Annotated in this window: 27 protein-coding genes; 8 read left to right on the top strand and 19 right to left on the bottom strand. The window is 74.4% G+C overall.

What is annotated here, in order from left to right; translation table 11 throughout:
* Nucleotides 1-9: 9 nt before the first annotated feature.
* Nucleotides 10-585: a TetR/AcrR family transcriptional regulator gene (locus ACR9E3_RS19105; RefSeq protein ID WP_460382095.1), complete on the top strand. Its 576-nt coding sequence runs from the start codon at nucleotides 10-12 to the stop codon at nucleotides 583-585.
* Here the strand turns inward: ACR9E3_RS19105 and ACR9E3_RS19100 are convergent.
* Entirely contained in the window at nucleotides 570-1,139 is a 570-nt protein-coding gene (locus ACR9E3_RS19100) for a histidine phosphatase family protein (protein WP_460382094.1), read from the bottom strand. The two genes, ACR9E3_RS19105 and ACR9E3_RS19100, sit on opposite strands and share 16 nt — an antisense overlap.
* Nucleotides 1,140-1,314: 175 nt before the next feature.
* Between ACR9E3_RS19100 and ACR9E3_RS19095 the strand changes: the two genes are divergently transcribed.
* The gene (locus ACR9E3_RS19095) at nucleotides 1,315-1,527 is read left to right on the top strand and encodes a CbtB domain-containing protein (RefSeq protein WP_285650365.1); all 213 of its coding nucleotides are present in this window, start codon (nucleotides 1,315-1,317) and stop codon (nucleotides 1,525-1,527) included.
* Nucleotides 1,527-2,384 (top strand): CbtA family protein, encoded by an 858-nt coding sequence (locus ACR9E3_RS19090; protein ID WP_460382093.1) that lies wholly within the window; start codon nucleotides 1,527-1,529, stop codon nucleotides 2,382-2,384. Before ACR9E3_RS19095 ends, ACR9E3_RS19090 begins: the two co-directional genes overlap by 1 nt.
* 55 nt (nucleotides 2,385-2,439) lie before the next feature.
* Here the strand turns inward: ACR9E3_RS19090 and ACR9E3_RS19085 are convergent, their stop codons facing one another.
* The 4 genes from ACR9E3_RS19085 to ACR9E3_RS19070 form a co-directional block, all read right to left on the bottom strand.
* Nucleotides 2,440-3,846 carry a nucleoside recognition domain-containing protein gene (locus ACR9E3_RS19085; protein WP_460382092.1) on the bottom strand — a complete coding sequence of 469 codons (1,407 nt, stop codon included), beginning with the start codon at nucleotides 3,844-3,846 and terminating at the stop codon, nucleotides 2,440-2,442.
* Nucleotides 3,843-4,694, bottom strand: coding sequence for a FeoB small GTPase domain-containing protein (locus ACR9E3_RS19080; protein ID WP_460382091.1), 852 nt, complete (start codon nucleotides 4,692-4,694; stop codon nucleotides 3,843-3,845). The genes ACR9E3_RS19085 and ACR9E3_RS19080 overlap by 4 nt, the downstream gene beginning before the upstream one ends.
* A 3-nt stretch (nucleotides 4,695-4,697) precedes the next feature.
* On the bottom strand, nucleotides 4,698-4,928 hold the full coding sequence (locus ACR9E3_RS19075) for a FeoA family protein (RefSeq protein ID WP_285650355.1): 231 nt from the start codon (nucleotides 4,926-4,928) through the stop codon (nucleotides 4,698-4,700).
* 71 nt (nucleotides 4,929-4,999) lie between these two features.
* Nucleotides 5,000-5,719, bottom strand: a complete 720-nt coding sequence (locus ACR9E3_RS19070; RefSeq protein ID WP_460382090.1) for a metal-dependent transcriptional regulator — start codon at nucleotides 5,717-5,719, stop codon at nucleotides 5,000-5,002.
* 131 nt (nucleotides 5,720-5,850) lie between these two features.
* Between ACR9E3_RS19070 and ACR9E3_RS19065 the strand changes: the two genes are divergently transcribed.
* Nucleotides 5,851-6,876, top strand: a complete 1,026-nt coding sequence (locus ACR9E3_RS19065) for an acyl-CoA dehydrogenase family protein (protein WP_460382089.1) — start codon at nucleotides 5,851-5,853, stop codon at nucleotides 6,874-6,876.
* Nucleotides 6,877-7,017: 141 nt separating this feature from the next.
* Here ACR9E3_RS19065 and ACR9E3_RS19060 read toward each other — a convergent pair whose 3' ends face one another.
* Nucleotides 7,018-7,632: a superoxide dismutase gene (locus ACR9E3_RS19060; RefSeq protein ID WP_460382088.1), complete on the bottom strand. Its 615-nt coding sequence runs from the start codon at nucleotides 7,630-7,632 to the stop codon at nucleotides 7,018-7,020.
* Between the two features lie 108 nt (nucleotides 7,633-7,740).
* Here ACR9E3_RS19060 and ACR9E3_RS19055 point away from each other — a divergent pair, with 108 nt between their 5' ends.
* Complete coding sequence (locus ACR9E3_RS19055) at nucleotides 7,741-8,106, top strand: hypothetical protein (RefSeq protein WP_460382087.1); 366 nt, start codon at nucleotides 7,741-7,743, stop codon at nucleotides 8,104-8,106.
* Nucleotides 8,107-8,108: 2 nt separating this feature from the next.
* On the opposite strand, the gene ACR9E3_RS19050 is transcribed toward ACR9E3_RS19055, so the two are convergent.
* The 11 genes from ACR9E3_RS19050 to ACR9E3_RS19000 form a co-directional block, all read right to left on the bottom strand.
* Nucleotides 8,109-9,887: a chorismate-binding protein gene (locus ACR9E3_RS19050; protein WP_460382086.1), complete on the bottom strand. Its 1,779-nt coding sequence runs from the start codon at nucleotides 9,885-9,887 to the stop codon at nucleotides 8,109-8,111.
* 41 nt (nucleotides 9,888-9,928) lie between these two features.
* Nucleotides 9,929-10,951: a D-alanine--D-alanine ligase family protein gene (locus ACR9E3_RS19045; RefSeq protein WP_460382085.1), complete on the bottom strand. Its 1,023-nt coding sequence runs from the start codon at nucleotides 10,949-10,951 to the stop codon at nucleotides 9,929-9,931.
* A 1-nt stretch (nucleotide 10,952) separates the two neighbouring features.
* Nucleotides 10,953-12,290, bottom strand: a complete 1,338-nt coding sequence (locus ACR9E3_RS19040; protein WP_460382084.1) for an ATP-grasp domain-containing protein — start codon at nucleotides 12,288-12,290, stop codon at nucleotides 10,953-10,955.
* On the bottom strand, nucleotides 12,280-13,095 hold the full coding sequence (locus tag ACR9E3_RS19035; protein WP_460382083.1) for an O-methyltransferase: 816 nt from the start codon (nucleotides 13,093-13,095) through the stop codon (nucleotides 12,280-12,282). Before ACR9E3_RS19035 ends, ACR9E3_RS19040 begins: the two co-directional genes overlap by 11 nt.
* Complete coding sequence (locus ACR9E3_RS19030) at nucleotides 13,092-14,291, bottom strand: sedoheptulose 7-phosphate cyclase (protein ID WP_460382082.1); 1,200 nt, start codon at nucleotides 14,289-14,291, stop codon at nucleotides 13,092-13,094. Before ACR9E3_RS19030 ends, ACR9E3_RS19035 begins: the two co-directional genes overlap by 4 nt.
* Nucleotides 14,292-14,420: 129 nt before the next feature.
* Nucleotides 14,421-15,083: an HAD-IA family hydrolase gene (locus tag ACR9E3_RS19025; RefSeq protein WP_460382081.1), complete on the bottom strand. Its 663-nt coding sequence runs from the start codon at nucleotides 15,081-15,083 to the stop codon at nucleotides 14,421-14,423.
* A gap of 105 nt (nucleotides 15,084-15,188) precedes the next feature.
* On the bottom strand, nucleotides 15,189-15,626 hold the full coding sequence (locus ACR9E3_RS19020; protein WP_460382080.1) for a hypothetical protein: 438 nt from the start codon (nucleotides 15,624-15,626) through the stop codon (nucleotides 15,189-15,191).
* A gap of 32 nt (nucleotides 15,627-15,658) precedes the next feature.
* Nucleotides 15,659-16,309, bottom strand: coding sequence for a hypothetical protein (locus ACR9E3_RS19015; protein WP_460382079.1), 651 nt, complete (start codon nucleotides 16,307-16,309; stop codon nucleotides 15,659-15,661).
* A 19-nt stretch (nucleotides 16,310-16,328) separates the two neighbouring features.
* Nucleotides 16,329-16,502: a hypothetical protein gene (locus tag ACR9E3_RS19010; protein ID WP_285650320.1), complete on the bottom strand. Its 174-nt coding sequence runs from the start codon at nucleotides 16,500-16,502 to the stop codon at nucleotides 16,329-16,331.
* Between the two features lie 60 nt (nucleotides 16,503-16,562).
* On the bottom strand, nucleotides 16,563-16,859 hold the full coding sequence (locus ACR9E3_RS19005) for an SHOCT domain-containing protein (RefSeq protein WP_460382078.1): 297 nt from the start codon (nucleotides 16,857-16,859) through the stop codon (nucleotides 16,563-16,565).
* Nucleotides 16,860-16,871: 12 nt separating this feature from the next.
* On the bottom strand, nucleotides 16,872-17,315 hold the full coding sequence (locus ACR9E3_RS19000) for a DUF6325 family protein (RefSeq protein WP_460382077.1): 444 nt from the start codon (nucleotides 17,313-17,315) through the stop codon (nucleotides 16,872-16,874).
* 117 nt (nucleotides 17,316-17,432) lie between these two features.
* Here ACR9E3_RS19000 and ACR9E3_RS18995 point away from each other — a divergent pair, with 117 nt between their 5' ends.
* Together ACR9E3_RS18995 and ACR9E3_RS18990 are read left to right on the top strand one after the other, a co-directional pair.
* Nucleotides 17,433-18,095, top strand: a complete 663-nt coding sequence (locus tag ACR9E3_RS18995; RefSeq protein ID WP_460382076.1) for an ATP-binding cassette domain-containing protein — start codon at nucleotides 17,433-17,435, stop codon at nucleotides 18,093-18,095.
* Entirely contained in the window at nucleotides 18,092-18,865 is a 774-nt protein-coding gene (locus ACR9E3_RS18990) for an ABC transporter permease (RefSeq protein ID WP_460382075.1), read from the top strand. Before ACR9E3_RS18995 ends, ACR9E3_RS18990 begins: the two co-directional genes overlap by 4 nt.
* A 295-nt stretch (nucleotides 18,866-19,160) precedes the next feature.
* On the opposite strand, the gene ACR9E3_RS18985 is transcribed toward ACR9E3_RS18990, so the two are convergent.
* Together ACR9E3_RS18985 and ACR9E3_RS18980 are read right to left on the bottom strand one after the other, a co-directional pair.
* Entirely contained in the window at nucleotides 19,161-19,745 is a 585-nt protein-coding gene (locus ACR9E3_RS18985; RefSeq protein ID WP_460382074.1) for a GNAT family N-acetyltransferase, read from the bottom strand.
* Nucleotides 19,746-19,838: 93 nt separating this feature from the next.
* Nucleotides 19,839-21,050 carry a pyridoxal phosphate-dependent aminotransferase gene (locus tag ACR9E3_RS18980; protein WP_460382073.1) on the bottom strand — a complete coding sequence of 404 codons (1,212 nt, stop codon included), beginning with the start codon at nucleotides 21,048-21,050 and terminating at the stop codon, nucleotides 19,839-19,841.
* 151 nt (nucleotides 21,051-21,201) lie between these two features.
* Here ACR9E3_RS18980 and ACR9E3_RS18975 point away from each other — a divergent pair, with 151 nt between their 5' ends.
* Nucleotides 21,202-22,992: an alcohol dehydrogenase catalytic domain-containing protein gene (locus tag ACR9E3_RS18975; protein ID WP_460382072.1), complete on the top strand. Its 1,791-nt coding sequence runs from the start codon at nucleotides 21,202-21,204 to the stop codon at nucleotides 22,990-22,992.

Raw genomic sequence — 22,992 nt, 5'->3', positions numbered from 1 at the left:
GTGACCCCGATGAGCGAGAGCGCGCCGACGCGCCGGGTCCGCGCCGACGCGCGCCGCAACTCCGACGCCCTGCTCGAGGCGGCCGCCGCGGTCTTCGCGACGTCGGGCGTCGACGCCCCGGTCCGCGAGATCGCGACGAAGGCCGGCGTCGGCGTCGGCACCGTCTACCGGCACTTCCCGAAGCGCTCCGACCTCGTGGCGGCCGTGTTCAAGCACGCCGTCGACGCCTGCGCGGACGAGGCCCCCGCGCTGGCCGCCGCCCACCCGCCGGGCGAGGCGCTGGAGCGCTGGCTGGTGCGCTACACCGACTTCATCGGCACCAAGCGCGGTCTCGCCGCCGCGCTGCACTCCGGCGACCCGGCGTTCGACGCGCTGCCCGCCTACTTCGACCAGCGTTTCCGGCCCGCCCTCGACACGCTGCTCGCCGCGGCCGTCGACGCCGGCGAGGTGCGGGCCGACGTCGCGTCCAGCGATCTCCTGCGCGCCGTCGCGAACCTCTCCGGGCCGGCCCAGGACGTGGGTCCGGACCACGCCCGGCGGATGACCGCGCTGCTCGTCGACGGCCTGCGCTACGGCGCGGGCTGACCGAGCGCCCGCAGGTTCCACCGCCCGGACCGGCCGGTCAGCTCGCAGCGGTCCAGGGGAGCGACGTCCACGCGCCGGGCGCCCGCCGGGCCGGCGCCGAGGGCGTGGGCGACGGCGGCGCGGAGGACCGGCGGGTCGACGACGGCCAGCCCGACCTCGCGCTCGCCGGCCTCGAGCCCGTCCATCCAGGCACCCACGCGGGCGAGGAGGGAGCCCAGCGACTCGCCCCCCGGCGGCGCCGCGTCGGGATCGGTGATCCACGCCTGGAGCGCGGCGGGGTCCTCGGCGGCGAGGTCGGCGGGCGAGCGACCCGTCCAGGACCCGGCGGCGGGCCCGGCCGGGGCCTCGCCGTCGGGAGGGCGGCCCGGCAGGACGAGGGCGAGGGTCTCCCGGCAGCGCGCCGACGCCGCGCACCACAGGCGGTCGGGGTCGGGCAGCCGTCCCGCCAGGGCGGCCGCGGAACGCTGTCCACCCGGGTCGAGCGGCTCGTCGTCCGGGAAGCGCGCGGCGCGCGCCGCGGCGGTGCCGGCGTGGGCGAGCAGGTGCAGGCGCACGGGACGACCTTCCTCTCCGACGGCGGGGTGGGCGGGAAGATCGTCCACCTCACACCTGACACCTCATCACGTGCTGAGGCGTTGACGTCATCTCGGCGCCGACCTAGCGTCTGTCCTCGGTCGCCGCCCGTCGTGGACGGTGACGTCGTCGTGCGTTCCGGACAGGAGACACCTCGTGACCACAGCCGGTGCCGTCGCCCGCGCCAGGGCCACTGCCATCCCCGCCTCGCAGACCCTGCCGTGGCTGATCAGCGCCCTGTTCGTCGGGCTGGTGCTGTACTACTTCATCGGCATCGACGAGGGCGCGGTCTCGGTGTTCGGCGACACGAGCTACATCCACGAGTTCGTGCACGACGCCCGCCACTTCCTCGGCTTCCCCTGCCACTGATGGAAGCCCGCTCCTTCGTCCTGCGCGGGGTGCTCGCCGGCGCGGTCGCCGGCCTCGTGGCGTGGCTGTTCTCCCTCGTCTTCGCCGAGCCGCAGATCGCCGCGGCGATCGCGTACGAGGAGGGCCGCGGTGAGGCCGAGGCCACCCTGGCGACGGCGGCCGGCTCGCCCCCGGCCGGCGGCGCCGAGGAGGAGATCGTCAGTCGCGGCGTGCAGGCCACGCTCGGCATCGGCGTCGGCATGGTGGGCATCGGCATCGCGCTGGGCCTGCTGTTCGCCGTCGCCTACACGCTGCTGCACGGCCGGGTCGCCCTGCGGCCGCGGGTCCTGGCGCTCGTCGTGGCCGGTGCCGGTTTCCTGACGATCTATGCGACGCCGTTCGTGAAGTACCCGGCCAGCCCGCCGGCGGTGGGCTCCGACGAGACCATCAGCGACCGCACCGCGCTGTACCTGGTGATGGTCGTGGGCTCGCTGGTGTTCCTCGCGGCGGCGGTCGCGGTCACCCGGCTCGTCCGGGAGCGTCTCGGGCTGTGGAACGCGGTGCTGGTCGGCGGTGTCGTCTACGTCGCCCTGTCGGCGATCCTCATGACGGTGCTGCCGGGGCTCGGTGAGCTGACGATCAACGTCGTCGAGAACGGCCCGCGGGCCAGCGAGACGCCGCTGCCGCTGCGCGACGCGGCCGGCACGATCATCTATCCCGGGTTCGACGCGGATGTGCTCTACGACTTCCGCCTCGCGTCGTTCACCGCCCAGCTGCTGCTGTGGGGAGTGCTGGGCCTCGTGTTCGGCGGCCTGGTCGAGCGCCGCCTCGCCCGCGGCGAGTCCTCCGACCGCACCCCTGAGGTCACCGCCGCCTGAGCGGGTGCGCTCCGCGCATGTGAGCACTTCGGAGTGCTGGAGCACTCCGAAGTGCTCACATGGCGCGAGCCACCAGGGCGGTCAGCGCGCAGACGGCGAACCCGAGACCCAGCGGCAGCAGCGTCGCCACCGCCGTCCAGCGCACGCTGCGGGTCTCGTTCCAGATCGTCAGCACGGTCGTCGAGCACGGGTTGTGCAGCAGCGTGAACAGCATGAGGTTCACGGCGGTCAGCAGCGTCCAGCCGCCGGCGGTGACCAGCACGGAGCCGATCTGCTGGTCGTCACCGAGCTCGAGCATCACGCCCGGCGCGGCCCCCAGGGTGTTCGCGCCGAGGGTCAGGGTCAGCATGACGATCGTCGGGATGATGATCTCGTTGGCCGGCACCGCGACGAGGTAGGCGAGCAGGATGACGCCGTTCAGCCCGATCACCCAGCCGATCGGGTCCAGCGCCGTGACGAGGTGCGCGGCCACGCTCGCGTCGCCGAGGTGGACGTTGCCGATCAGCCAGATCACGGCGCCCGCGGGGGCGGCCATGACGACGGCGCGGCGCAGCACCTTGAGCGTGCGGTCGATGATGCTCGTGTAGAGCGTGCGCCAGACCTGCGGCGGCCGGTAGGGCGGCAGCTCCAGCGAGTACACCGAGCTCTCGCCACGCAGGACGGTGCGGGAGAGCAGCCACGAGACCGCGAGCGTGACGCCGATCCCGATCAGGACGACGGCGATGACGCTGCCCGCGGCGACGAACCCGGCGAGCCAGGGCGGAACGACGGCGCCGACGAAGATCGTCCCCATGAGGATCAGCGTCGGCCAGCGGCCGTTGCAGATGCTGAAGTTGTTCGTGATGATCGCGATCAGGCGCTCGCGGCGGCTGTCGATGATCCGCGTGGCGGTGACGCCGGCGGCGTTGCAGCCGTAGCCCATCATCATCGTCAGCGCCTGCTTGCCGTGGGCGCCGGAGCGGGCGAAGAGCCGGTCGAGGTTGAACGCGACCCGCGGCAGGTAGCCGAAGTCCTCGAGCAGCGTGAACAGCGGGAAGAAGATCGCCATCGGCGGCAGCATCACCGCGATGACCCACGCGGTGGCGAGGTAGACGCCGTCGACGAGCAGCCCGGTGACCCACCAGGGCGCGCCGACGGCGGCGAAGACCTCGAGCAGCCAGCCGTGGCCGTCGTCGACCAGCAGCGTGTAGAGCAGGTCCGACGGCACGGCCGCGCCGGCGATCGTGAACCAGAAGACCGCGAAGAACAGCACGCCCATCGCCAGGAAGCCCCACACGCGGTGGGTCAGCACGCGGTCGAGCGCCCGGTCGACGGTCAGGCGGGCGCGCGCCCCGTCGCGGTCGACGCTGGTGGCGGCCATCCGCGCGGCGTCGGTGTAGAGGGACTCGACGACGCGGTCGCGGAAGTCCTCGGGCAGGCCGTCGCGCAGCCGCGTGGCGTCGTCGAGGAGATCGGAGCTCATCCGGCCGCCTCCAGCGGGGGCTGGGATCCGGCCAGCTCCCCGAGCGTCCCGGCCCGCACCGCCTCCTCGATCCCGGGGTCGCCCTCGAGCAGGCGCAGCGCGACCCACCGGGCGTTGGGCACGCCGGGGAAGCGGGCCTCGACGCGCGCCGCGAGGGTGGCCACGGCCTCCTCGAGCTGCGGGTCGTGGTGCACGAGCGCGAGGGGTTCGGGCGGGTCGCCGGTGGTCGCGGTCTCGGCGATCGCGGCGAGCAGCTCGGGCAGGCCGTCCCCGCGGCGTGCGGCGGTCGCGACGACCGGCACCCCGAGCTCACGGGTCAGGTGGCGCGTGTCGACCGTGATGCCGTGGCGGCGGGCCTCGTCGACGAGGTTGAGCGCGACGACCACGCGGCCGGTGATCTGCCGGACCTGCAGCACGAGCGGCAGGTTGCGCTCGAGGCGCGTCGCGTCGACGACCACGACGGTGACGTCGGGCCGCCCGAACAGCAGTGCGTCGCGGGCGACGTCCTCGTCGGTGCTGGTCGAGAGCAGCGAGTAGGTGCCGGGCAGATCGACGATCCGGTACTTCGCGCCGCCGTAGGTGAAGCCCCCCTCGGCGCGGGAGACGGTCTTGCCCGACCAGTTGCCGACGTGCTGGCGCAGGCCGGTCAGGGCGTTGAAGACGGTGCTCTTGCCGGTGTTCGGGTTGCCGGCCAGGGCGACGACGTGGTCGTGGCGGCCGGGGGCGAGGCCGAGCCGCTGCAGACGCCCGGGGCTCGCCTGGGCGCACGAGCCGCAGGGTCCGGCCGCCGGTGTGGGCGTCGTGTCCTCCGGCGGCCCGACCCCCGGCGAGGGCAGCGGGGCCGCCACGGCTCAGTGCTCCTCGAGCTCGACGTGGACGGTGCGCGCCTGCTGCGCGCGCAGGACGACGAGCGTGCCCCGGACCTCGTAGGCGACGGGGTCGCCGAGCGGGCTGGTGAGCTCGGGCGCGATGGCGGCGCCGGGCAGCAGGCCCAGGTCCATCAGGCGGCGGCGTTCGGCGCCCCGGGTGTCCAGCGCGGTGACGACACCGCGCCGGTCGCGGGGCATCTCGTCGAGCGTCATCTCGGCCCACCCGGTCGGTCCCGCGGTGCGAGTTGGCCGCACCGCTGCGTGAAAGTTCGGCTGGCCGAACTCTACGATGCGGAGCCCCGACGGAACACCCCTTCCACCACATCTCCGAGCCAGAGTGCGTCGGCCAGCTTCGGTCCGAGGTCGAGCTCACGCGGCGTGTCCGACGCCGCGAGCTCGACGAGGAACGGTCCGCCGAACGGGCGCCGGGCCACGAGGCCGATCGTCACACCGAGCTCGATCTCCTGGTCGCGCAGCCAGGCGAGCATCTCGGGCTCGTCGTCGTCCACCCGGACGAGACGTCCGCGGTCGCCGGGCTCGAGGGTCGCCAGGCGCCGGCCGGTGAACTCCGCGACGGTGCCGTCGGCGGCCGGGATCGGGTCGCCGTGGGGGTCGTAGCGCGGGTGGCCGAGGCGGGCGTCCATCCGGTCCAGGAGCGTCGGGGAGACCGCGTGCTCCAGCACCTCGGCCTCGACGTGCACCTCGTCCCAGCCGTAGCCGAGCTCGTGGACGAGGTAGGTCTCGAGGAGTCGGTGACGGCGCACCACGTCGAGCGCGGCGCGCGTGCCGGCGTCCGTGAGGCGGACACCGCCGTAGGGCCGGTGCTCGACGAGGCCCTGGTCGGCAAGCTTGCGCAGCATCCCCGACACCGACGACGCGCCGATGCCGAGCCGCTTGGCCAGCGCCGTGGTGGACGCCGGACCCTCGCCCCGCTCGTCGACCGCGTAGATCGCCTTGATGTAGTCGTCGACGGCCGCCGTGCGCTGCGCGGCGGGTCCGGACATGCTCGTGAGGGTAGCGGGGGGAGCGGGGCGGGCGGTGTCGCGGCGACGTGGCCCCGGAAACATGCGGAACGTCGACCGGACGAGTTAGGCCAGCCTTACTTCGAGGTCGCCGGAAGCTATCGTCCTGTGCCATGGGTGACGTGCTGGACCGGGCGCGCGAACTGGCCGCCGACGTGCTCGCGCCGGCCGCGGACGAGGTGGACGCCACCGCGACGATCCCCGAGAGTCACTTCCGGGCGCTCGCCGACGCGGGCTTCTACGGCCTCGCCGCCGACGACGACGTGCCCTTCGACGACTTCCTGGGCGCTGTCGAGACGCTGGCCGGTGCCTGCCTGACCACCACGTTCACGTGGATGCAGCACCACGGCGTCGTCCGCGCGCTGGCGTCGACCGACCGCGCCGACCTGCGGGACCGCCACCTCGCCGCCGCGGTGCGCGGCGAGACCCGCTGCGGTGTCGCGTTCGCCGGCGCGATCCCGCAGCCGCCGAAGCTCCTGGCCACCCGCGTCGACGGGGGCTGGCGCCTCGACGGTGTCGCCCCGCTGGTCACCGGCTGGGGGATCGTCGACCTGCTGCAGATCTCGGCCCGCGACGCCGCGACCGTCGACGCCGGCGACGAGGAGGCGCAGGTCGTGGCGCTGCTGGTGCCGGCGCACGCGGCGACCGGCGTCACCGTGCACCCGCTCGACCTCGCGGCCGCGAACGGCAGCCGCACGGTGCGTCTCGACGTCGACGGCTGGGTGGTGCCCGACGACGCGGTCGTCTCGCTGCGCTCCCGCGCCGCGTTCCTGGCCGGCCAGCATGTCAGCGCGCGCGTCAACGGCTGCCTGGCCCTCGGGGTGGCCGGGCGGTGCGCGGCACTGGTGTCCGACGCCGGGGAGCCGGCGGCGGCCGCGGCGCTGACCGAGGCCCTCGACGCCGCCCGCAAGGACCTCGATGCCGGCCTCGCCGACGCCGGCGCGATGCCCGCCGCCCGCGCCGCCGCCTCTGCGCTGGCCGTGCGGGCCGCGGCGACGCTGACCGTTGCCGTCGGCAGCCGCGCCATCGTCGGCCGGCACCCGGCCCGGCGGCTGGCCCGCGAGGCGGCGTTCACCCTCGTCGCCGCCGGCCGCCCCGAGATCCGCGCGGAGCTACTGGGTGCGCTGTCGCGCTCGTGAGCACTTCGGAGTGCCCCAGCACTCCGAACTGCTCACATGCCGTAGGCACACGACGACCCCCCGGCCGAGGAGGGTCGAGGGGTCGCCGCGGGCGCGCGGCGGGCGCTTGTCGGAACGATCACCGCGCGAGATCGGGAGGGCTCAGGCGATGCGGAGCCCCTGGGCGTGCTCGAAGCGCTGGGCGGCGTCGGCCCAGTTCACGACGTTCCACCACGCCGTGACGTAGTCCGGCTTGACGTTCTGGTAGTCCAGGTAGAAGGCGTGCTCCCACATGTCGAGCATGACCACCGGGACGATCCCCAGCGGCACGTTGGCCTGCTGGTCGTAGAGCTGGAAGATGCGCAGCTTCCCGGTGAGGGTGTCGACGCCGAGGATCGCCCAGCCCGAGCCCTGGATGGTCGTGGCGACCGCGGTGAAGTGCTTCTGGAACAGGTCGAACGACCCGAAGTCGCGGTCGATGGCCGACGACAGCTCGCCGGTCGGCTTGTCGCCGCCGTCCGGGCTGAGGTTGACCCAGAAGATCGAGTGGTTGATGTGCCCGCCGTAGTTGAAGGCGAGGTTCTTCTCCCACAGCAGGGCCGTCGTGCCGATCGTGTCCTGCTCGCGGGCCTCCGCCAGGGCGTCGACGGCCGTGTTCAGCCCGGTGACGTAGGTGTTGTGGTGCTTGTCGTGGTGCAGCTCCATGATCTTGCCCGAGATGTGAGGCTCGAGAGCGCCGTAGTCGTAGGGCAGGTCGGGGAGCGTGTACTCCGCCATCGGGTGTTCTCCCGTCCGAGGGTCGGCAGGTGCAGGCAACGCTGAATGGCCAGCGTGATGTTGTTGCCCGGAACTTGCAACTTTGACACCCGCGGGACACTCCTCGGCATGGCCGACACGTCCGATCGCACCCAGGTGTCCGCCCCCGTGGACGCGGCATTGGCCGCGCTCGCCGAGTGCGGACGCGTCAGCACCGCCTGCGCGGGGTCGATGATCGAGATCGGGGGGATGGCGGAGGAGGTCCGGCACGCCCTCGACTGTGCCGACCTGTGCGGCGCGGCCGAGCGCGTCCTGGCCCGGCACGGTGCCCTCGACGACCCCGCCGTCTCCGCGGCGATCGACGCCGCGACGACGGCCTGTCGTGAGAGCGCCCAGGCCTGCGGCGCCCACGCCGACCACCACCCGCACTGCGCGACCCACTCCCGCTCCGCGACCGCCTGCGTCGAGGCGCTGCAGGGCGCACGGGGGGCGTGAGGTCAGCCGGGACGTCCGGCGAGGGCCTCGTCCCGGCGGCGGGGCCCGGACGATGCGACGACCGCCGGACGCCACCCGCGCAGCGAGCTGACCACGGCGATCTCCTCGGCGCCGTCGAGGTCGGCCCGGTGGAGGGTGCGCTCGACGAGCTCGCCGCGCTCGACGGCCACCGCCCGTCCGACTCCGGGCAGCGCGCCGGCGGACAGGGGCGGGGTGCACCAGACGCCGTCGAGGCGTACGGCCAGCGACGCGACGGTGGTCTCGACGAGCTCGCCGCGGTCGTTGACCAGCACGACGTCGTCGGCGTCGGGGTGGCGGGCGCGGGCGTCGTCGTAGGGCTCTCGGTGCACGGTCTTGTGGTGGCGGGCGGGGTCGTCGGGGTCGACCGGGTGGTCGTCGACCGCCAACCGCACCGGTCCGGCGCCGGGAGGGAGGGGCGCGAGCGTCACCGCGGGCGACCCGTCGGCGTCGAGGCGCAGCCGGACCCGGGCCGGCTCCGTCGTCCCCCACAGCGCGTCGTCGACGGTGTCGCGCAACGCCGCCGCGGTGGTGGCGATCCCGAAGTACGCGGCCGAGTCGAGCATCCGCGCCAGGTGCCGCTCGAGGTGCCGGCACTCCCCGTCGGCGAACGCGAACGTCTCCAGCAGACCCGCCGGGCGGACCCGTCGTCCGAGCACCCGGGTCTTGGCGGTGAGCTCGGCGTGCTCGGCGGCGGGGTCGGAGCTCCAGGTGATGCCGCTGCCGACGCCGTAGGACGCCGTGGCGGTGCGGCGGTCGGCGACGAGGGTGCGGATCGCGACGGAGAACCGCGCGCGTCCGCCGGGTCCGACCCAGCCGATCGCGCCGCAGTAGACGCCGCGCGGCACGGGCTCGAGCTCGGTCAGGATCTCCATGCTGCGCCGCTTGGGCGCGCCGGTGATCGAGCCGCACGGGAAGAGGGCGGCGAGCAGCTCCGGGAGGCCGACGTGGTCGGCGAGCCGGGCCGTGACGCCGGAGGTCAGCTGCCACACGGTGCCGTAGCGCTCGGGAGTGCACAGGTCGGTGACCCGCACGCTGCCCGGGACAGCGACGCGCCCGAGGTCGTTGCGGACCAGGTCGACGATCATGACGTTCTCGGCGCGCTCCTTGGGATCGGCGCGCAGCCCGTCGCGGACGGCGCGGTCGGCTTCCGTCGACGGGCCGCGGGCCGCCGTGCCCTTCATCGGCCGCATGCGGACCTCGGCTCCGGCGACCTCGACGAACAGCTCGGGGCTGGCGCTCGCGATCACCAGGTCGCCGAGGTCCAGGTGGGCGTTGAAGGACCCGCCCTGCTCGGTGGCCATCGCGGCGTAGACCGCGGCCGGGTCGGCGGGCGCCGGGCCACGCAGCGTCGTGGTGAGGTTCGCCTGATAGGTCTCGCCGGCGGCGATGTACGCGCGCACCGCTCCGACGGCGCGGCGGTGGGCGTCGGCGTCCGCGTCGGGACGCCACGGGCCGGTGGACGGCCACGTCGACGGGGCGGTCACGGCCGGGACGGACGCGGGCGGTCCGCCGACCCCGAACCAGGCGAGCGGGACGCCCGGCGGTGGGTCGCGACGGGGCAGCGACGGATCGAGACCGGCCCCGGCCTCGTAGGACAGGAATCCCCAGACCCAGCGCCCCGCGGCCCGGTGCTCGTCCAGGGTCGCGAGCACGCCGGGCACCTCGTCGTGCGCCGTCGCCACCAGCACCTCGGACGGCGCCGGGAAGGCCAGCGCCGATCCCGACGGCAGGTCGTCGAAGCGGGCGGACGGGGTGCTCACGAGCAGCCATGGTGCCTGCGGCATGTGAGCAGAAAGGAGTGCTAGAGCACTTGTTTCTGCTCACGTGCCCGCAGGGCACCCGCCAGGAGCTCGTCCAGCTCGATCCCGCCGGCCTGCGCCATCACCGCGAGGACGCTGGCCGGCGAGAACGAGCAGTAGAGGCTCGCCTCGAGGAACACCGGACGTCCGGCGGGGTCGATGCGCAGGTCGAACAGCGAGTAGTCCCGGCAGCCCAGCGCGACGTGGCACCGCTTCGCGACGTCCCAGACGCGGGCGGTCAGCGGGTCGTCCGGGTCGACCATCACGACGTCCGGGTTGCCCTTCGCGACCAGGCGCAGCCCGCCGTCGGAGGACGGCGCCAGCTTGTCGGCGTACCCGCGCACGGGGCGTTCCCCGGAGAGGAGGTACTCCTCGAGCGGCAGCCCGACGAGCTCGCCGTCGCGTTCGAGGATCCCGCAGCGGACCTCGCGCCCGAGCGGCACGAACTCCTCGACGAGCACGCGGTCGGCGTGCGCGAACGCCGCGTCGAGCGCGGCGTCGAACTCCTCGGCGGCGCGCACGAGCGTCACGCCGAGGGAGTTGTCGGCGTCCTCGGGCTTGACCACCGCGGGCGGCGCGACCGTCGGGCGCTGCCCGCGGTGGAGGACCTCGCCGGCGGGGACGTCGACGCCGGCCGCGGCGACCATGGCCTTCGCCGCGGCCTTGCGGGCGCCGATCGCCATGACCTCGGCGGGGTTCCCGACCACGCGCACGCCGAGCACGTCGAACAGCGCGCGGTAGGACGTCATCCCGGGCAGACAGAACATCTGCGGGAGCACGGCGTCGAGGCCGAGCCGGCCGAGGTACGCCAGCGCGTCGGCGGGCTCGACGGCGACGGCGGCGGCGATCGCGTCGGCCTCGAACGACGCGGGGAAGCGCCAGTGCCCGTCGGGGGAGACGTAGGCGGGGTGGTGCTCGTACCGGTCGCCGGCGGCGGCGAGACAGCCGCGGGCGTAGGTCAGCGAGAGATCGGCGTGGAAGTCGCTCACCGCCGAGCCCGCGAGGTGGAGCACCCGCAGTGCCACGTCAGTCACCCGCCGGTTCGACGAGCTTGCCGATGTTGACGTCGAGGCGGATCCACGGCCGCCCGGTGACGAGGTTGCGCAGCAGCAGCGACGGGATCTGCAGGTGGTGCAGCAGGAGGAACGGCAGCGGGTCGTCGCGGTCGAACACCGCGTCGGTGCCCTCCCGGAGCACCCGCCACCGCTCCGGGATCGACGACGGACGGGAGACCATCCGCCACAGCTCGTGGTAGAGCCAGTACGTGGGGCGGCTGTCGGGGTGCGGCGTCAGCGGCGGTCCCTCGACGTCGGACAGGTACGCCCGGGCGAGCGCCTCGGCGTCGCGGTGGAACATCGTGATCGCGGAGTGGGTCCGCGGGTTGCACTCGAGCGCGACGAGGCGCCCGTCGGCGGTCTCGATGAAGTCGAACGACACCTGCCCGGTGACGCGCAGCGCGGCGACGAACCGGCGCACCCACTCCTCGATCTCCGGCTTGTCGACCATCGCGTAGTTGAGCTGGAACGCCGACGACTCGCAGCACGCCCACACCTGCACCCGGCCCTCGCGCACCGTCGCGTGCGTGCAGTACTCCCGGCCGGGCACCAGCTCCTGGAGGATCCACGGGGCGTCGTCCGACATCGGCTTCGCCCGGGCGATCTCGGCCGTCGCCGTGGCGGTGGGGCGCGGCAGCGTCGTGAGGTCGAGGCGCGCGACCGGGTCGTACGGGACGCTCTTGAGGATCCACGGGCCCGGGTGGGCGTCGAAGTCGAAGTCCTCGACCTGGGTGGGCTCGGTGACCCGGTAGGTCTCGGGCACGGGCAGCCCGAGGGTGTCGGCGGCCTCGGCGAACCGGTCCTTGTCGTCGAGGATGCGCAGCACCTGCGGGTCGGGATGCAGCACCTCGCAGAACTCGGCGAGCACCGGCTTGGCCTGCGCGTCGTGCCAGCTCGCCGCCGGGCTGCACACCGGGACCCAGACGTCGACCCCCTCCGCGACGACGACGTCGCGCAGCGCCGTGACGTAGCCCGGCGCGCCCGGTGCGGGGACGACGTGGAACGCGTCGACGGCGCGGGAGAACCGGTGGCCGGTGAACCGGTACTTCGCGGACTCCACCATCACCACGCGGTGCCCGGCGGCGTGGAACGCGCGTGCCAGCGCGAGCGCCTTGGTCATCTTCCCGCCGGTGAGCAGGACGGTGCGCGGGTGGGCGGCCGTGCCACGGCGTGGCGGGACGATCAGCGAGCGCACCAGCGCGGCCGCCGTCGCCGCCGCGGTCACCGGCAGCGGGACGGTGAGCAGCGCCAGCGCTCCCAGCGTCCGGGGCGCGTGGACGGCCACGCGCCGCAGGCGGTCACGCAGCACGGCGGATCAGGGTCAGGCCGTCACGCAGCGGGAGGACCACCTGCTCGACGCGCGGGTCGGCGGCCACCGTCGCGTTGAAGTCCGCGATGGCCCGGCCGTTCGCCCCCGGCTCGTCGGTGCGCCACGGCTCGCCCTGCATCAGGGTGTTGTCGACGCAGATGAGGCCGCCGGGTGCGAGGAGGCCGTCGTCGAGCAGGGTCGCGACGTAGCCCGCGTAGCCGGCCTTGTCGGCGTCGACGAAGACGAGGTCGAACGCCTCCCCGGCCGCGGCGAGCGTGGCCAGGGAGCGTTGGGCGGGGCCGATCTCGACGGTGATGCGCCCGCCCGCGGGCGAGCCGGCGAAGGACCGCAGGGCGCGTTCGGCCACCTCGCGGTCGAGCTCGCACGCGACGAGCCGGCCGTCGGCGGGCAGCGCCTCGGCCATCGCCAGCGCCGAGTAGCCGGTGAACAGCCCGATCTCGAGCACCCGGCGGGCCCCGGTGGCCCCGACCAGCATCTTCAGCGCCTGGCCCTCGACGTGCCCGGAGAGCATCTCCTGCTCGAGGAACACGTCGTCCGGGTCGCGGGCGGACCAGTCGTGGGCGCGGGTGTCCGCGGCGAGCGCGGCCAGCGCGGCGGACTCGGGGGTCGTGACGTCCTCGAGGTACGGGTCGAGACCGCCCGCGAGCTCGCGGGCCCGGCGCAGGTCCTCGCGCACGTCCTCGGGCACGCCGGCGACGCCGTCGAGCCCGTCCGCGACCCGGTCCAGGGCCTGGGCGATGAGGCCGACCGGCGTGACGGGCCGGGGGGTGGGTGGCGCGTTCATCGCCGGAACGTGTCCACGCCGGCGCCCTCGCGCGCGAAGCCCCGGCACAGCTCGCGGTGGGCATCGAGCGTCTCGGAGAGCTCGCTGGCGTCGAGGTCGTTGACGAAGTGGGTCGTCCCGATCGGCCGGGGGACCGCGGCGCGGAGCTTCCCGTCGCGCGTCTGCAGGATGGAGTCGGTGGCCTTCGCCAGCAGCTCGGGGGTGAGCAGCGGGCTGTCGAGCGAGAGGCCGAGCCGGTTCATCAGCCCGAGGACGCGGTCGCGGGCGGCCTCGGTGATGTAGCCGCGGCGCTGCGCGAGGGTGGTCGAGAGCGCCATGTCCACGCTGATCGCGTGGCCGTGGAAGAACGGCTCGTCGCCGGAGAGCTCGAGCGTCGGGCTCCACGTGTGGCCGAAGGCGATGACGCGGTCGAGGTCGAGCTCCTGGAGGTTGGGCACCTCGAGGCGCAGCATCGTCTCGATCGCGTCCCACGTGAGGCGGTCGGTGACCTCGCGCAGCTCCGGGGAGCCCTCGCGGTGCCCGAACCGCGTCTCCAGGAGGTCCTCGCCGTACTTCTCGAGCAGCTCGAAGATGCCCTCGTTGCCGACGACCGCGATCTTGATCAGCTCGGCCATCCCGTTGCGGACCTGCTCGGTCGGCAGCGTCGCGAGGAAGGAGAAGTCGAGGAACACCTGCTGCGAGGCGTGGAACGCGCCGAGGCGGTTCTTCGCCTTCCCGTGGTTGACCGCCACCTTGATCGCGACACTGGCGTCGACCAGGCCGATCAGCGTGGTCGGGATGCGGATGTAGTTGGTCGCGCGCCGGAAGATCGAGCAGGCGAAGCCGGCGACGTCGGTGGTCAGGCCGCCGCCGACGACGAGCACGGGCTCGGTGCGGACCAGCCCGAAGTCACCGAAGGCGTCGATGATGCGCTCCGCGGTGCGCATGGTCTTGTCGGCCTCGTCGATGGCGATCGGGAAGACCGTGAGGTCGAGTCCGTGGTGGTCGAAGTACGCCCGCATCGCGTCGCCGTGGAGCTCGGCGACGGTCGCGTCGACCACCGCGAGGCACCGCCCGTACGGGCGGTAGGCGTCGGCCAGGCCCGTGTTCTCCGGGGAGAACACCCCGTCGGTGACGACGAGCGAGTAGTCGATCTTCTGGTAGCCCTCGACGTGGAACGCGTGGTCGGTCGTCGTGAGGGTCGGCTCGGCGGTCATGGATCTCCCGTCTCAGGGCTGGACGCCCGCATCCCGGGCGCGTGCGAGCAGCACGCGCCGCGAACGGGCGTGCGGGATCCGGCCGCCGGGTCCTGGACGGCTGGTGGAGGTAGGGGTGGGGCGGCCTGGTCAGGCGGCCAGGGCCGTGACCTCGTCGGCGGTCAGCGCGTCGACGCGGCGGGCGGCGCCGGGGAACTCGGAGCCCGCGGTGTTCTCGTTCGGGAAGGCCAGGACGGTGACGCCCGCGGCGGCGGCCGCGCGGACCCCGTCACGGTTGTCCTCGACGGCGACGGCCTTCGCGGGGTCCTCGCCGAGGGCCTGCAGCGCGAAGGTGTAGGCGGCGGGGTCGGGCTTGGGCGTCGCGACCTGGTCGGCGGCCACGACGACGTCGAAGTCGTCGGCGCTGACGGTCGGACCGAGGGCGTCGATCACCGCGAGCACGTTGTCGCGCGAGGTCGTGGTGACGAAGCCCGTCTTCCAGCCGTTCGTCTTGGCGGTCTGCAGGGCGTCCAGGAAGCCGGGACGGGGCGCCACCCCGCCCGAGCGCAGCTGCTCGCGGAACCGCTGCGACTTCGTGGCGTGCACCGCGGCGGCGTCGACGTCCTCGCCGCGGCGGCGGGCCTCCTCGGCGATGCGCGCTTCGCCGCCGGCGCTGTCCAGACGGGACCGGTAGTCGTCGCGGTCCCAGTGCCAGTCCAGCCCGTGCTCGGCGAAGGCGATGTTGAAGGCCTCGCGCTGGATCTCGGACGTGTCAGCGACGCTGCTGATCGAGCCGAACAGGAGTGCGGTCACCGGGGAGGGTCCCTTCGTCTCGGGGCGCGAGGTGCCGCGCCGGGAAGCGGGTCCCCGCGGGCGGACGCCCGAAACGCCCTCCTGCTCGGCTGTGACGTGGAACGGTCAAGGGCAGCCGGACGACATCCGCACCCGCCACCAGCCCGCCAGTCGCCCGACGGGACCGAGCACCGGGCGGACGGCCCAGCGGACGCAGCCCCGCTCGCCGAGGTCCGCGGAGGTGACGACCGCACCGCGGTGGGCGGCCGGATCGGCCAGCATCCCGGCGAGGCACGCGTGCGCGGCGGCGACGGCACGGGTGCGGGCGGCGGCGGCCCGGTCGACGGCGCCGACGCGCTCGACGAGGTCGTCGCGCACGCGCTCGAGCTCGCCGAGGTCGAGGACGCGGGGGCCGCGGACCGGCACGGGACCCCCGACCGCAGGCCCGGCGGTCGCCAGACGGTGCTCGAGGCGGGCGATCTGCGCGCGCAGCTGGGTGCGGGCGGCGTGCTCGTCGACCGTGACGGCGAGGGTCGGCGCCGTGTCCTGTGGGGCGATCGTCATGGCGGCACCTCCTGACCCGCGACGGTAGGAGCTCAGCGGCCGGAGAGGAACCGCCCCGCGTGCCACACCGCCTCCTCGGTCTCGAGCGGCGGCGCCCCGGGCACCTCGACGGCCCAGAGCAGGACGCGCCGGGCGCGGCCCGGGTCGAGATCGCGGGGCGGGTCGGCGAACAGGGGCGCGAGGACGCGGTCGCGGTCGGCGACGACGACGGTGCCCGGGCTCACGGCGCGCGCCCGTCGCCGCCGGCCGAGGAGCTCTCCCTCGACCGCGGTCCGCAGCCCGGGCGGCCCGTCGACGCCGGCCGCGTCGACCGCGGTCACCGTCACACCGCTGCTCACGGCGACGGCGAGCAGCGCGTCCGCCACGGCGCCGGCCGGGACCAGGCGCCCGGCCATGGCGGCCCCGCGGGCGGCGGCGTCGGGGCGCAGCAGCGTGACGTCGGGGTCGAGGCCGACCTGGCGGGCGAACGCCCGCGCCGCGTCGTGCGTGGCGGGACGCCCGCCCGGGGTCAGGGCCTCGCGGGGCCGGTAGTCGTCCGAGAGCCGGTGCAGGCGGGCGCGGCCCTCCTGGGCGGCACGGCGGCCGACCTCGACGGCGACCCACCACAGGCCGAGGTCGCCGTACTCGGTGAGCAGCTCCGGCGCGACGGGGCCGCGCTGCGGCGCGGTCTCCGTGGCGGGCACCGGCCCATGGTGGGGCCCGTCAGGCCGTCTCGGGAGCGGGCAGGGCCTGCTGGATGGTGCGCAGCTCCTGCGCGACCGTCACGAGCCCGTCGGCGTTCACGCGCCGCAGCTCGTCGAGCACCTGCTCGAGCAGGGTGTTGGTGGTCTCCAGGGCCTCGCGCAGGGGCGCGGTGCCGGCGATGTCGCCGAGCATGGGGTACCTCCTCCGATGTACTAGGTACCGACCGTACCTGATACTGCGGAGGTGGGCAGCTCAGCCGCCGAGGATGCGCCGCTTCTGCGCGTCGAACTCCTCCTGGGTCAGCACGCCCTGGCTCTTGAGCTCGCCGAGCTGTCGGAGCTGCTCGATCACGTCGTCCGCGGGCGGGGCCTGCGGCGGCGGTGCGTACTGGGGTGGTGCGTACTGGGGTGGTGGGGCGTACTGGGGCGCGTCCTGCGCCTCTTCCGCCGCCCAGCGGCCCGCCTGCCGGCGGGAGACGCGGTTCGACACGGCGGTCGCCGTGCCGGCCACCAGGGCGGTGCGGGCGAGGCCGCGCAGCAGTCCGGGCATGTCAGTCCTCCGTCAGGTGTGCTGGACCGTGTTCTCGAGCGAGGCCACCACGTCGTCGACGGGGATGCGCCCGCCCGCGACGAGCTGCGCGCCGCTGCGGCGCAGGGCGCCGGCCAGGGGAGCGGCCCACACGTTCTCGTAGACCAGGACCGCGGCCGTGGTGCCCGGCTCGATCACCGCGCCGGCCTCCGCGACGTCCTCGTCGCCCAGGAGGCCCGAGGAGGCGCCGTGGAAGACGGTGAGGTCGAGGGCGCCGTCGCCGTCGAGGTCGGCCAGCTCGAGGCCGGACACCGAGCCGTCCTCGCCCTTGCCGACGAAGACCAGGTCGAGGATGCGGATCAGGCCGCGGTCCACCAGGTCGATCAGCAGGGGCATCCCCTCGCCGGTCGCCGTGCCGGGCGGGAACTCGATGATCAGGTAGTCGATCGGCCCCGTGTCGGGTCCTGGCTCGCTCATGTCGGCCGCCTTCCGCGCCGTCGTGGGGGTGGCGCGTCGCGCATCGTTTCCCGGGGCGGACCCCGCGGCTTCGCCCGGCGAGGGTGAGCGGGGGACCGCCCGGGAATCCGGTCCGCCGTGACCGACCGGAGCTTCACCCTGCGCGGGGTCGTGGTCCGCCGCGGCGGGCGCGCGGTGCTCGACGGCGTGGACGTCGACATCCCGCCCGACGGCGTCACGGCGCTGTGGGGGCCGTCCGGGGCGGGGAAGACGACGCTGCTGCGCCTGCTCAACCGCCTCGACGTCCCCGACGAGGGCACCGTCGCCTACGGCGGGACCCCGCTCGACGACCTCGACCCGCTGCGCCTGCGCCGTCGCGTCGGCATGGTCTTCCAGCGCGCGACGCCGTTCGCCGGCACCGTGCGCGACAACCTCGCGGTGGCGGCACCCGACGCCGGCGAGGACGCGGTCCGTGCGGTGCTCGGGCGCGTGTCCCTCGACGCCGACCTGCTCGACCGGGACGCCGAGACGCTCTCGGGCGGCGAGCTGCAGCGGATGTGCCTGGCGCGCACGCTGATCGTCGAGCCCGAGGCCCTGCTGCTCGACGAGCCGACCTCGGCGCTGGACGAGGGGCCGCGGCGGGTGTTCGAGCGCTCGGTCACCGACCTCGCCCGCGACGGGATCACCGTGGTGTGGGTGGGCCACGACGAGGCCCAGGTGGGGCGGGTCGCCGACCGTGTGCTGGACGTCTCCGGCGGCGCCGTGACGCCGGGGACCGTCCCGGGTGGTGATCCGCGGTGACCGTCAGCCTGCCCGGCCTCGCCGTCTCCCTGCTGCTCGTCGGCGTCGCCGCCGGCGTCTCCCTGGCCTGGCGGCTGGGCCTCGAGCTCTCGATCCTCTGGGCCGCGCTGCGCGCGCTCGTCCAGCTCCTGCTCGTCGGCGGGGTGCTGGTGCTGCTCCTGGCGCCGGGCCGATCGCTGTGGTGGTCGTGGCTGTGGGTGGCCGCGATGATCGCCTACGCGGGCTGGACGGCCCGCCAGCGCGCCCCCGAGGTGCCCCGCCTGCTGCCCGTCGCGGCGCTGTCGTTCCTCGCCGCGAGCGCGGTGACGATGGCGGTGATCTTCGGGCTCGGGGTGCTCGAGCTGTCGGCGCGCACGCTCGTCCCGATCGCCGGGCTGATCATCGGGAACGCGATGACCGCGACCGTGCTCGTCGGGCGGCGCCTCGTCTCCGAGCTGCAGGACAAGCGCGACGAGGTCGAGGCGCGGCTCGCGCTGGGTCAGCCGTCGTCGGAGGCGTCGCGGCCCTACCTGCGGGCGGCCCTGCGCTCGGCCCTGACCCCGCAGATCGAGACGACGAAGGCCACGGGGCTGGTGTTCCTGCCCGGCGCCATGACCGGGCTGATCCTCGCCGGCGTCGACCCCGTCTCGGCGGTGCTGGTGCAGGCGGTGGTGATGTTCCTCGTCCTGGCGGCCGCCGCGACCACCACGACCGTCGTCTCCCTCGGCGTCGTGCGGCGGCTCTTCACCCCGGACCACCGGCTGGTCGTGCCGACGCGGTCGGGGGGTTAGCGGGGCGTGAGCGGGGGCGCGAGCGGGGCGTCGAGCGGCCGGCGGCTGCGCCCGGACCGGTTCCCGCGGTTAGTGGCTGGTATCCCTCGCCAGGCGAGGGATACCAGCCAGGAGGAGCATCCGGAGCGGCGCGCGGGCGCCCTGTCGCGTGATCACGGGAGCGCTGTGCACCCGCGTCGGCGCGCGGAGGTGCACAGCGCGCTCGTGATCTCCACGCACACGCTCCCGACGACCCGCCGGTGACGGCGGCGACCACCCGGTTCGGGGCTCGTGCCCCCCACGACGCCGGGGACGATCAGACCCCCGGCGGCGCGAGGCGCGCGTGCATCATCGCGTCGCGCGGCTCGCCGTCGATCAGCAGGCGGCCGCGCAGGAGCCCCTCGGGGAGGAAGTCCGCGCGCACGGCGAGGGCGCGGCTGCCGACGTTGTCCGGCTCGATCTGGAGCTCGAGGCGGTGGGCGAGCTGCTGGGAGAACGCCCAGCTCGCGAGGGTGTCGAGCGCGTCGGCGCCGAGGCCGCGCCGCCGGGCCCCCGGCGCGACCCAGTACCCGACCTCGCCGACGCCGCGCTCGACGTGCAGCAGGGTCGTGCTGCCCACGAGCTCGCCGGTGGTGAGGTCGTCGACGGCGAAGGCGGCGCCACCCCGCGCCCGGGCCTCGGGGACGCGCCGGGCCAGGAACTCCTCGGCGTCCGCCGGGCCGTAGGGCGTCGGGACCGTCGTCCAGCGCTGGATCTCGGGGTCCTGGCACGCCGCCTCGATCGCCGGCGCGTCCTCGGCGCGCCACGGCCGCAACCGCGTCCGCAGCCCGTGGAGTGTCGGCAGCTCGTCGCCCATGATCGTGGTTGCTTTCCTGATGTCTGACGCCAGCGTGGCCGCCACGCTGACACCCCGCGGCGTGTCGTCCCGGCGAGCATGTGGCGATCCTGGCCTCAGCCGCCAGGAAAGCCGCATTGCTCGAACACCCGGCGGGCCTCAGCCCTGGCGGTAGGTCTCCAGGAAGGTGCCGATGCGGGTGATGGCGTCGTCGAGGGTGTCGGCATGGGGGAGGGTGAGGATGCGGAAGTGGTCGGGGGTCGGCCAGTTGAAGCCGGTGCCCTGGACGACCTGGATCTTCTCCTCGCGCAGGAGGTCGAGCACGAACTGCTCGTCGTCCTTGATCGGGTACATGTCCGGGTCGAGGCGCGGGAAGGCGTAGAGCGCGCCGCGGGGCTTCACGCACGACACCCCGGGGATCGCGTTCAGTCCCTTCCAGGCGCGGTCGCGCTGCTCGTAGAGGCGCCCGCCGGGGGCGGTGAGGTCGCCGATCGTCTGGCGCCCGCCGAGCGCGGCCTGGATGGCGTACTGCGCCGGGGTGTTCGCGCACAGGCGCATCGAGGCCAGCATCGCGAGGCCCTCGAGGTAGTCGCGCGCGTGCTGGCGCGGGCCGGTGACGACGAGCCAGCCGGAGCGGAAGCCGGCGACGCGGTGGGTCTTCGAGAGCCCCGAGAAGGTCAGGACCACGAGGTCCGGCGCGAGCGACGCGATGTCGTGGTGCACGGCGTCGTCGTAGAGGACCTGGTCGTAGATCTCGTCGGCCATCACCATCAGCCCGTGGCGCCGGGCGAGGTCGAGCAGGCCGGTGAGGACCTCCTCCGAGTACACCGCCCCGGTCGGGTTGTTGGGGTTGATGATGACGAGTGCCTTGGTGCGGTCGGTGATCTTCGCGGCGACGTCGTCGAGGTCGGGGAACCAGTCGGCCGACTCGTCGCAGCGGTAGTGCACGGCGCGCCCGCCGGCGAGCGTCGCGACCGCGGTCCAGAGCGGGTAGTCCGGCGCCGGGACGAGCACCTCGTCGCCGTCCTCGACCAGCGCCTGCACGGCCATCGAGATCAGCTCGGAGACCCCGTTGCCGAGGAAGACGTCGTCGACGTCGACCTCGAGCCCCCGCGCCTGGTAGCGCTGCGCGACGGCACGGCGGGCGGGCAGCACGCCGCGCGAGTCGGTGTAGCCGTGCGCCTGGGGGAGCATCCGGATCATGTCCTGGACGATCTCCTCGGGCGCCTCGAAGTCGAAGAGCGCGGGGTTGCCGGTGTTGAGCCGCAGAACGCTGTGTCCCGCCTCCTCCAGCAGGTTCGCCTGCTCGACCACCGGACCGCGGATCTCGTAACAGACGTCGCGGAGCTTGTTCGACTGCCGGAACTCCACTGGCACTACCTCTCACACACGCTCATCCGTTGAGCCCTGACACGACACCGTGCCGCGTCCCGGTCTACCAAACGAGGACGTGTGACCGGTCCCTCCGGTTGTTCAACTCTATGGTTGAATAACGAGTCCTAGAGGGATACCGTCCACTCCCATGACAGTGATCCTGGTGGCGACCATGTCGCTCGACGGCTTCATCGCCCGCCCCGACGACTCGGTGGGCCCGATCTTCGACTGGTTCTCGGCCGGCGACACCGACGTCCACGCGGGCGACGAGCAGCGCCCCTTTCGCACGGGGAAGGAGAGCGCGGACTGGATGCGCCAGCACTGGGGGCGCGTCCGGTCCGGCGTCATCGGGCGCCACCTCTTCGACCACACGAACGGCTGGGAGGGCCGCCCACCGGCCGGGGACCACGTCGTCGTCCTGACCCACACCGTGCCCACCGACTGGGCGCACTACGGCACCGCGCCCTTCACGTTCGTCACCGAGGGCATCGAGCGGGCGGTCGCGACGGCGAAGGACCAGGCCGGGGACGGCGACGTCACGGTGACCGCGGGCGACATCGGGGGGCAGGCCCTGGCCGTGGGGTTGATCGACGAGGTCGAGATCGACCTCGCTCCCGTGGTGCTCGGGCGCGGCAAGCGCTTCTTCGGCGAGGACGCGCCGGAGACCGTGCTGGAGGACCCCCATCTCGTCGTGCCCGGCCGGCGCGTCACGCACTTCCGGTACCGCGTCCGGCGCTGCGGCCCGACACCGCGGCGCGCATTGCGTCCCGCCCCAAAGTGTGTGCACTATGCGGGCCAGTGCCCATGCGGATCCGGGCACCTGCGAAGGAGCGCGCCGATGCGGACCCTCACCCCCCTCGCGTGGCCGGACGTGCCGGCGGCGCCACCCCGGACGATGACCGCGATCGTGTTCGACGAGTTCGGTCCGCCCGAGGTGCTGCACCCGGCGCCCGTGGACACCCCGGCGCCCGGCCCGGGTGAGGTCCTCGTCCGGGTCGCCGCCGTGTGCGTCGGGCGCTTCCTCGACGTCGCGCTGCGCGCCGGGCGCCACCCGGTCAAGCCGGCGCTGCCCCACGTGCCCGGCGTCGAGCACGCGGGCACCGTCGCGGCCGTCGGCGAGGGCGTGAGCGGGATCGAGGTCGGCCAGCACGTCGCGGTCTGGCCCGTGCTCGGCTGCGGGGAGTGCGAGCACTGCGCGGCCGGTCGGTCGGAGGCCTGCGCGCGCCTGCGGATCGCCGGCGTGCACGCCCACGGCGCCTACGCCGAGTACACCGTCGTGCCCACGGCCGCGGTCTGGCCGATCCCCGCGGGCAGCGACCTCGACCCCGCGACCGCCGCCGGCGTGGCCCTCGCCGGGCCGGTCGCGATGAACCAGCTGCGCCAGGCCGGCCTGCGCCCGGGCGACTGGGTGCTGGTGCAGGGCGCCGCGTCGGCGCTCGGCGCCACGACCGCGGAGCTCGCGCGCCACCTCGGCGCCCGCGTCATCGGCACCTCCCGCGCGGCGTGGAAGCGCGAGCGCCTGACCGCACGGGGCCTCGACGCGGTGCTGGACCCGACCGATGCGGGCTTCGTCGACGAGGTCCGCGCCCTGACCGGCGGCGCGGGGATCGCGGTGGCCGTCGACGACCTCGGCGAGCCGGACATCTTCGCCCGCACCACCGACGTCCTCGCGCCGTGCGGCGCGCTCGTCTCCTCGGGTGCCTTCCTGGGCGGACGGGTGCCGCTGGACCTCGCACGGCTGTACACACTCAACCAGCGCGTCCTGGGCGTCCGCACGGGCAATGCGGCCAGCGCCCGCGCGCTGTGGGAGGAGGTCGCGCGAGGGTTCCGGCCGGTGGTCGACCGGTCCTTCCCGCTCACCGAGGCGGCCGCGGCGCACCGGTTCCTCGAGGCCGACGAGAACATGGGGCGGATCGTGCTGACCGTCCCCACGGACTGA

It is taken from the genome of Actinomycetospora sp. C-140, assembly GCF_054796175.1.
The sequence above is the reverse complement of the archived record's forward strand: the minus strand, read 5'-3'. Positions and strand labels throughout refer to the sequence as shown.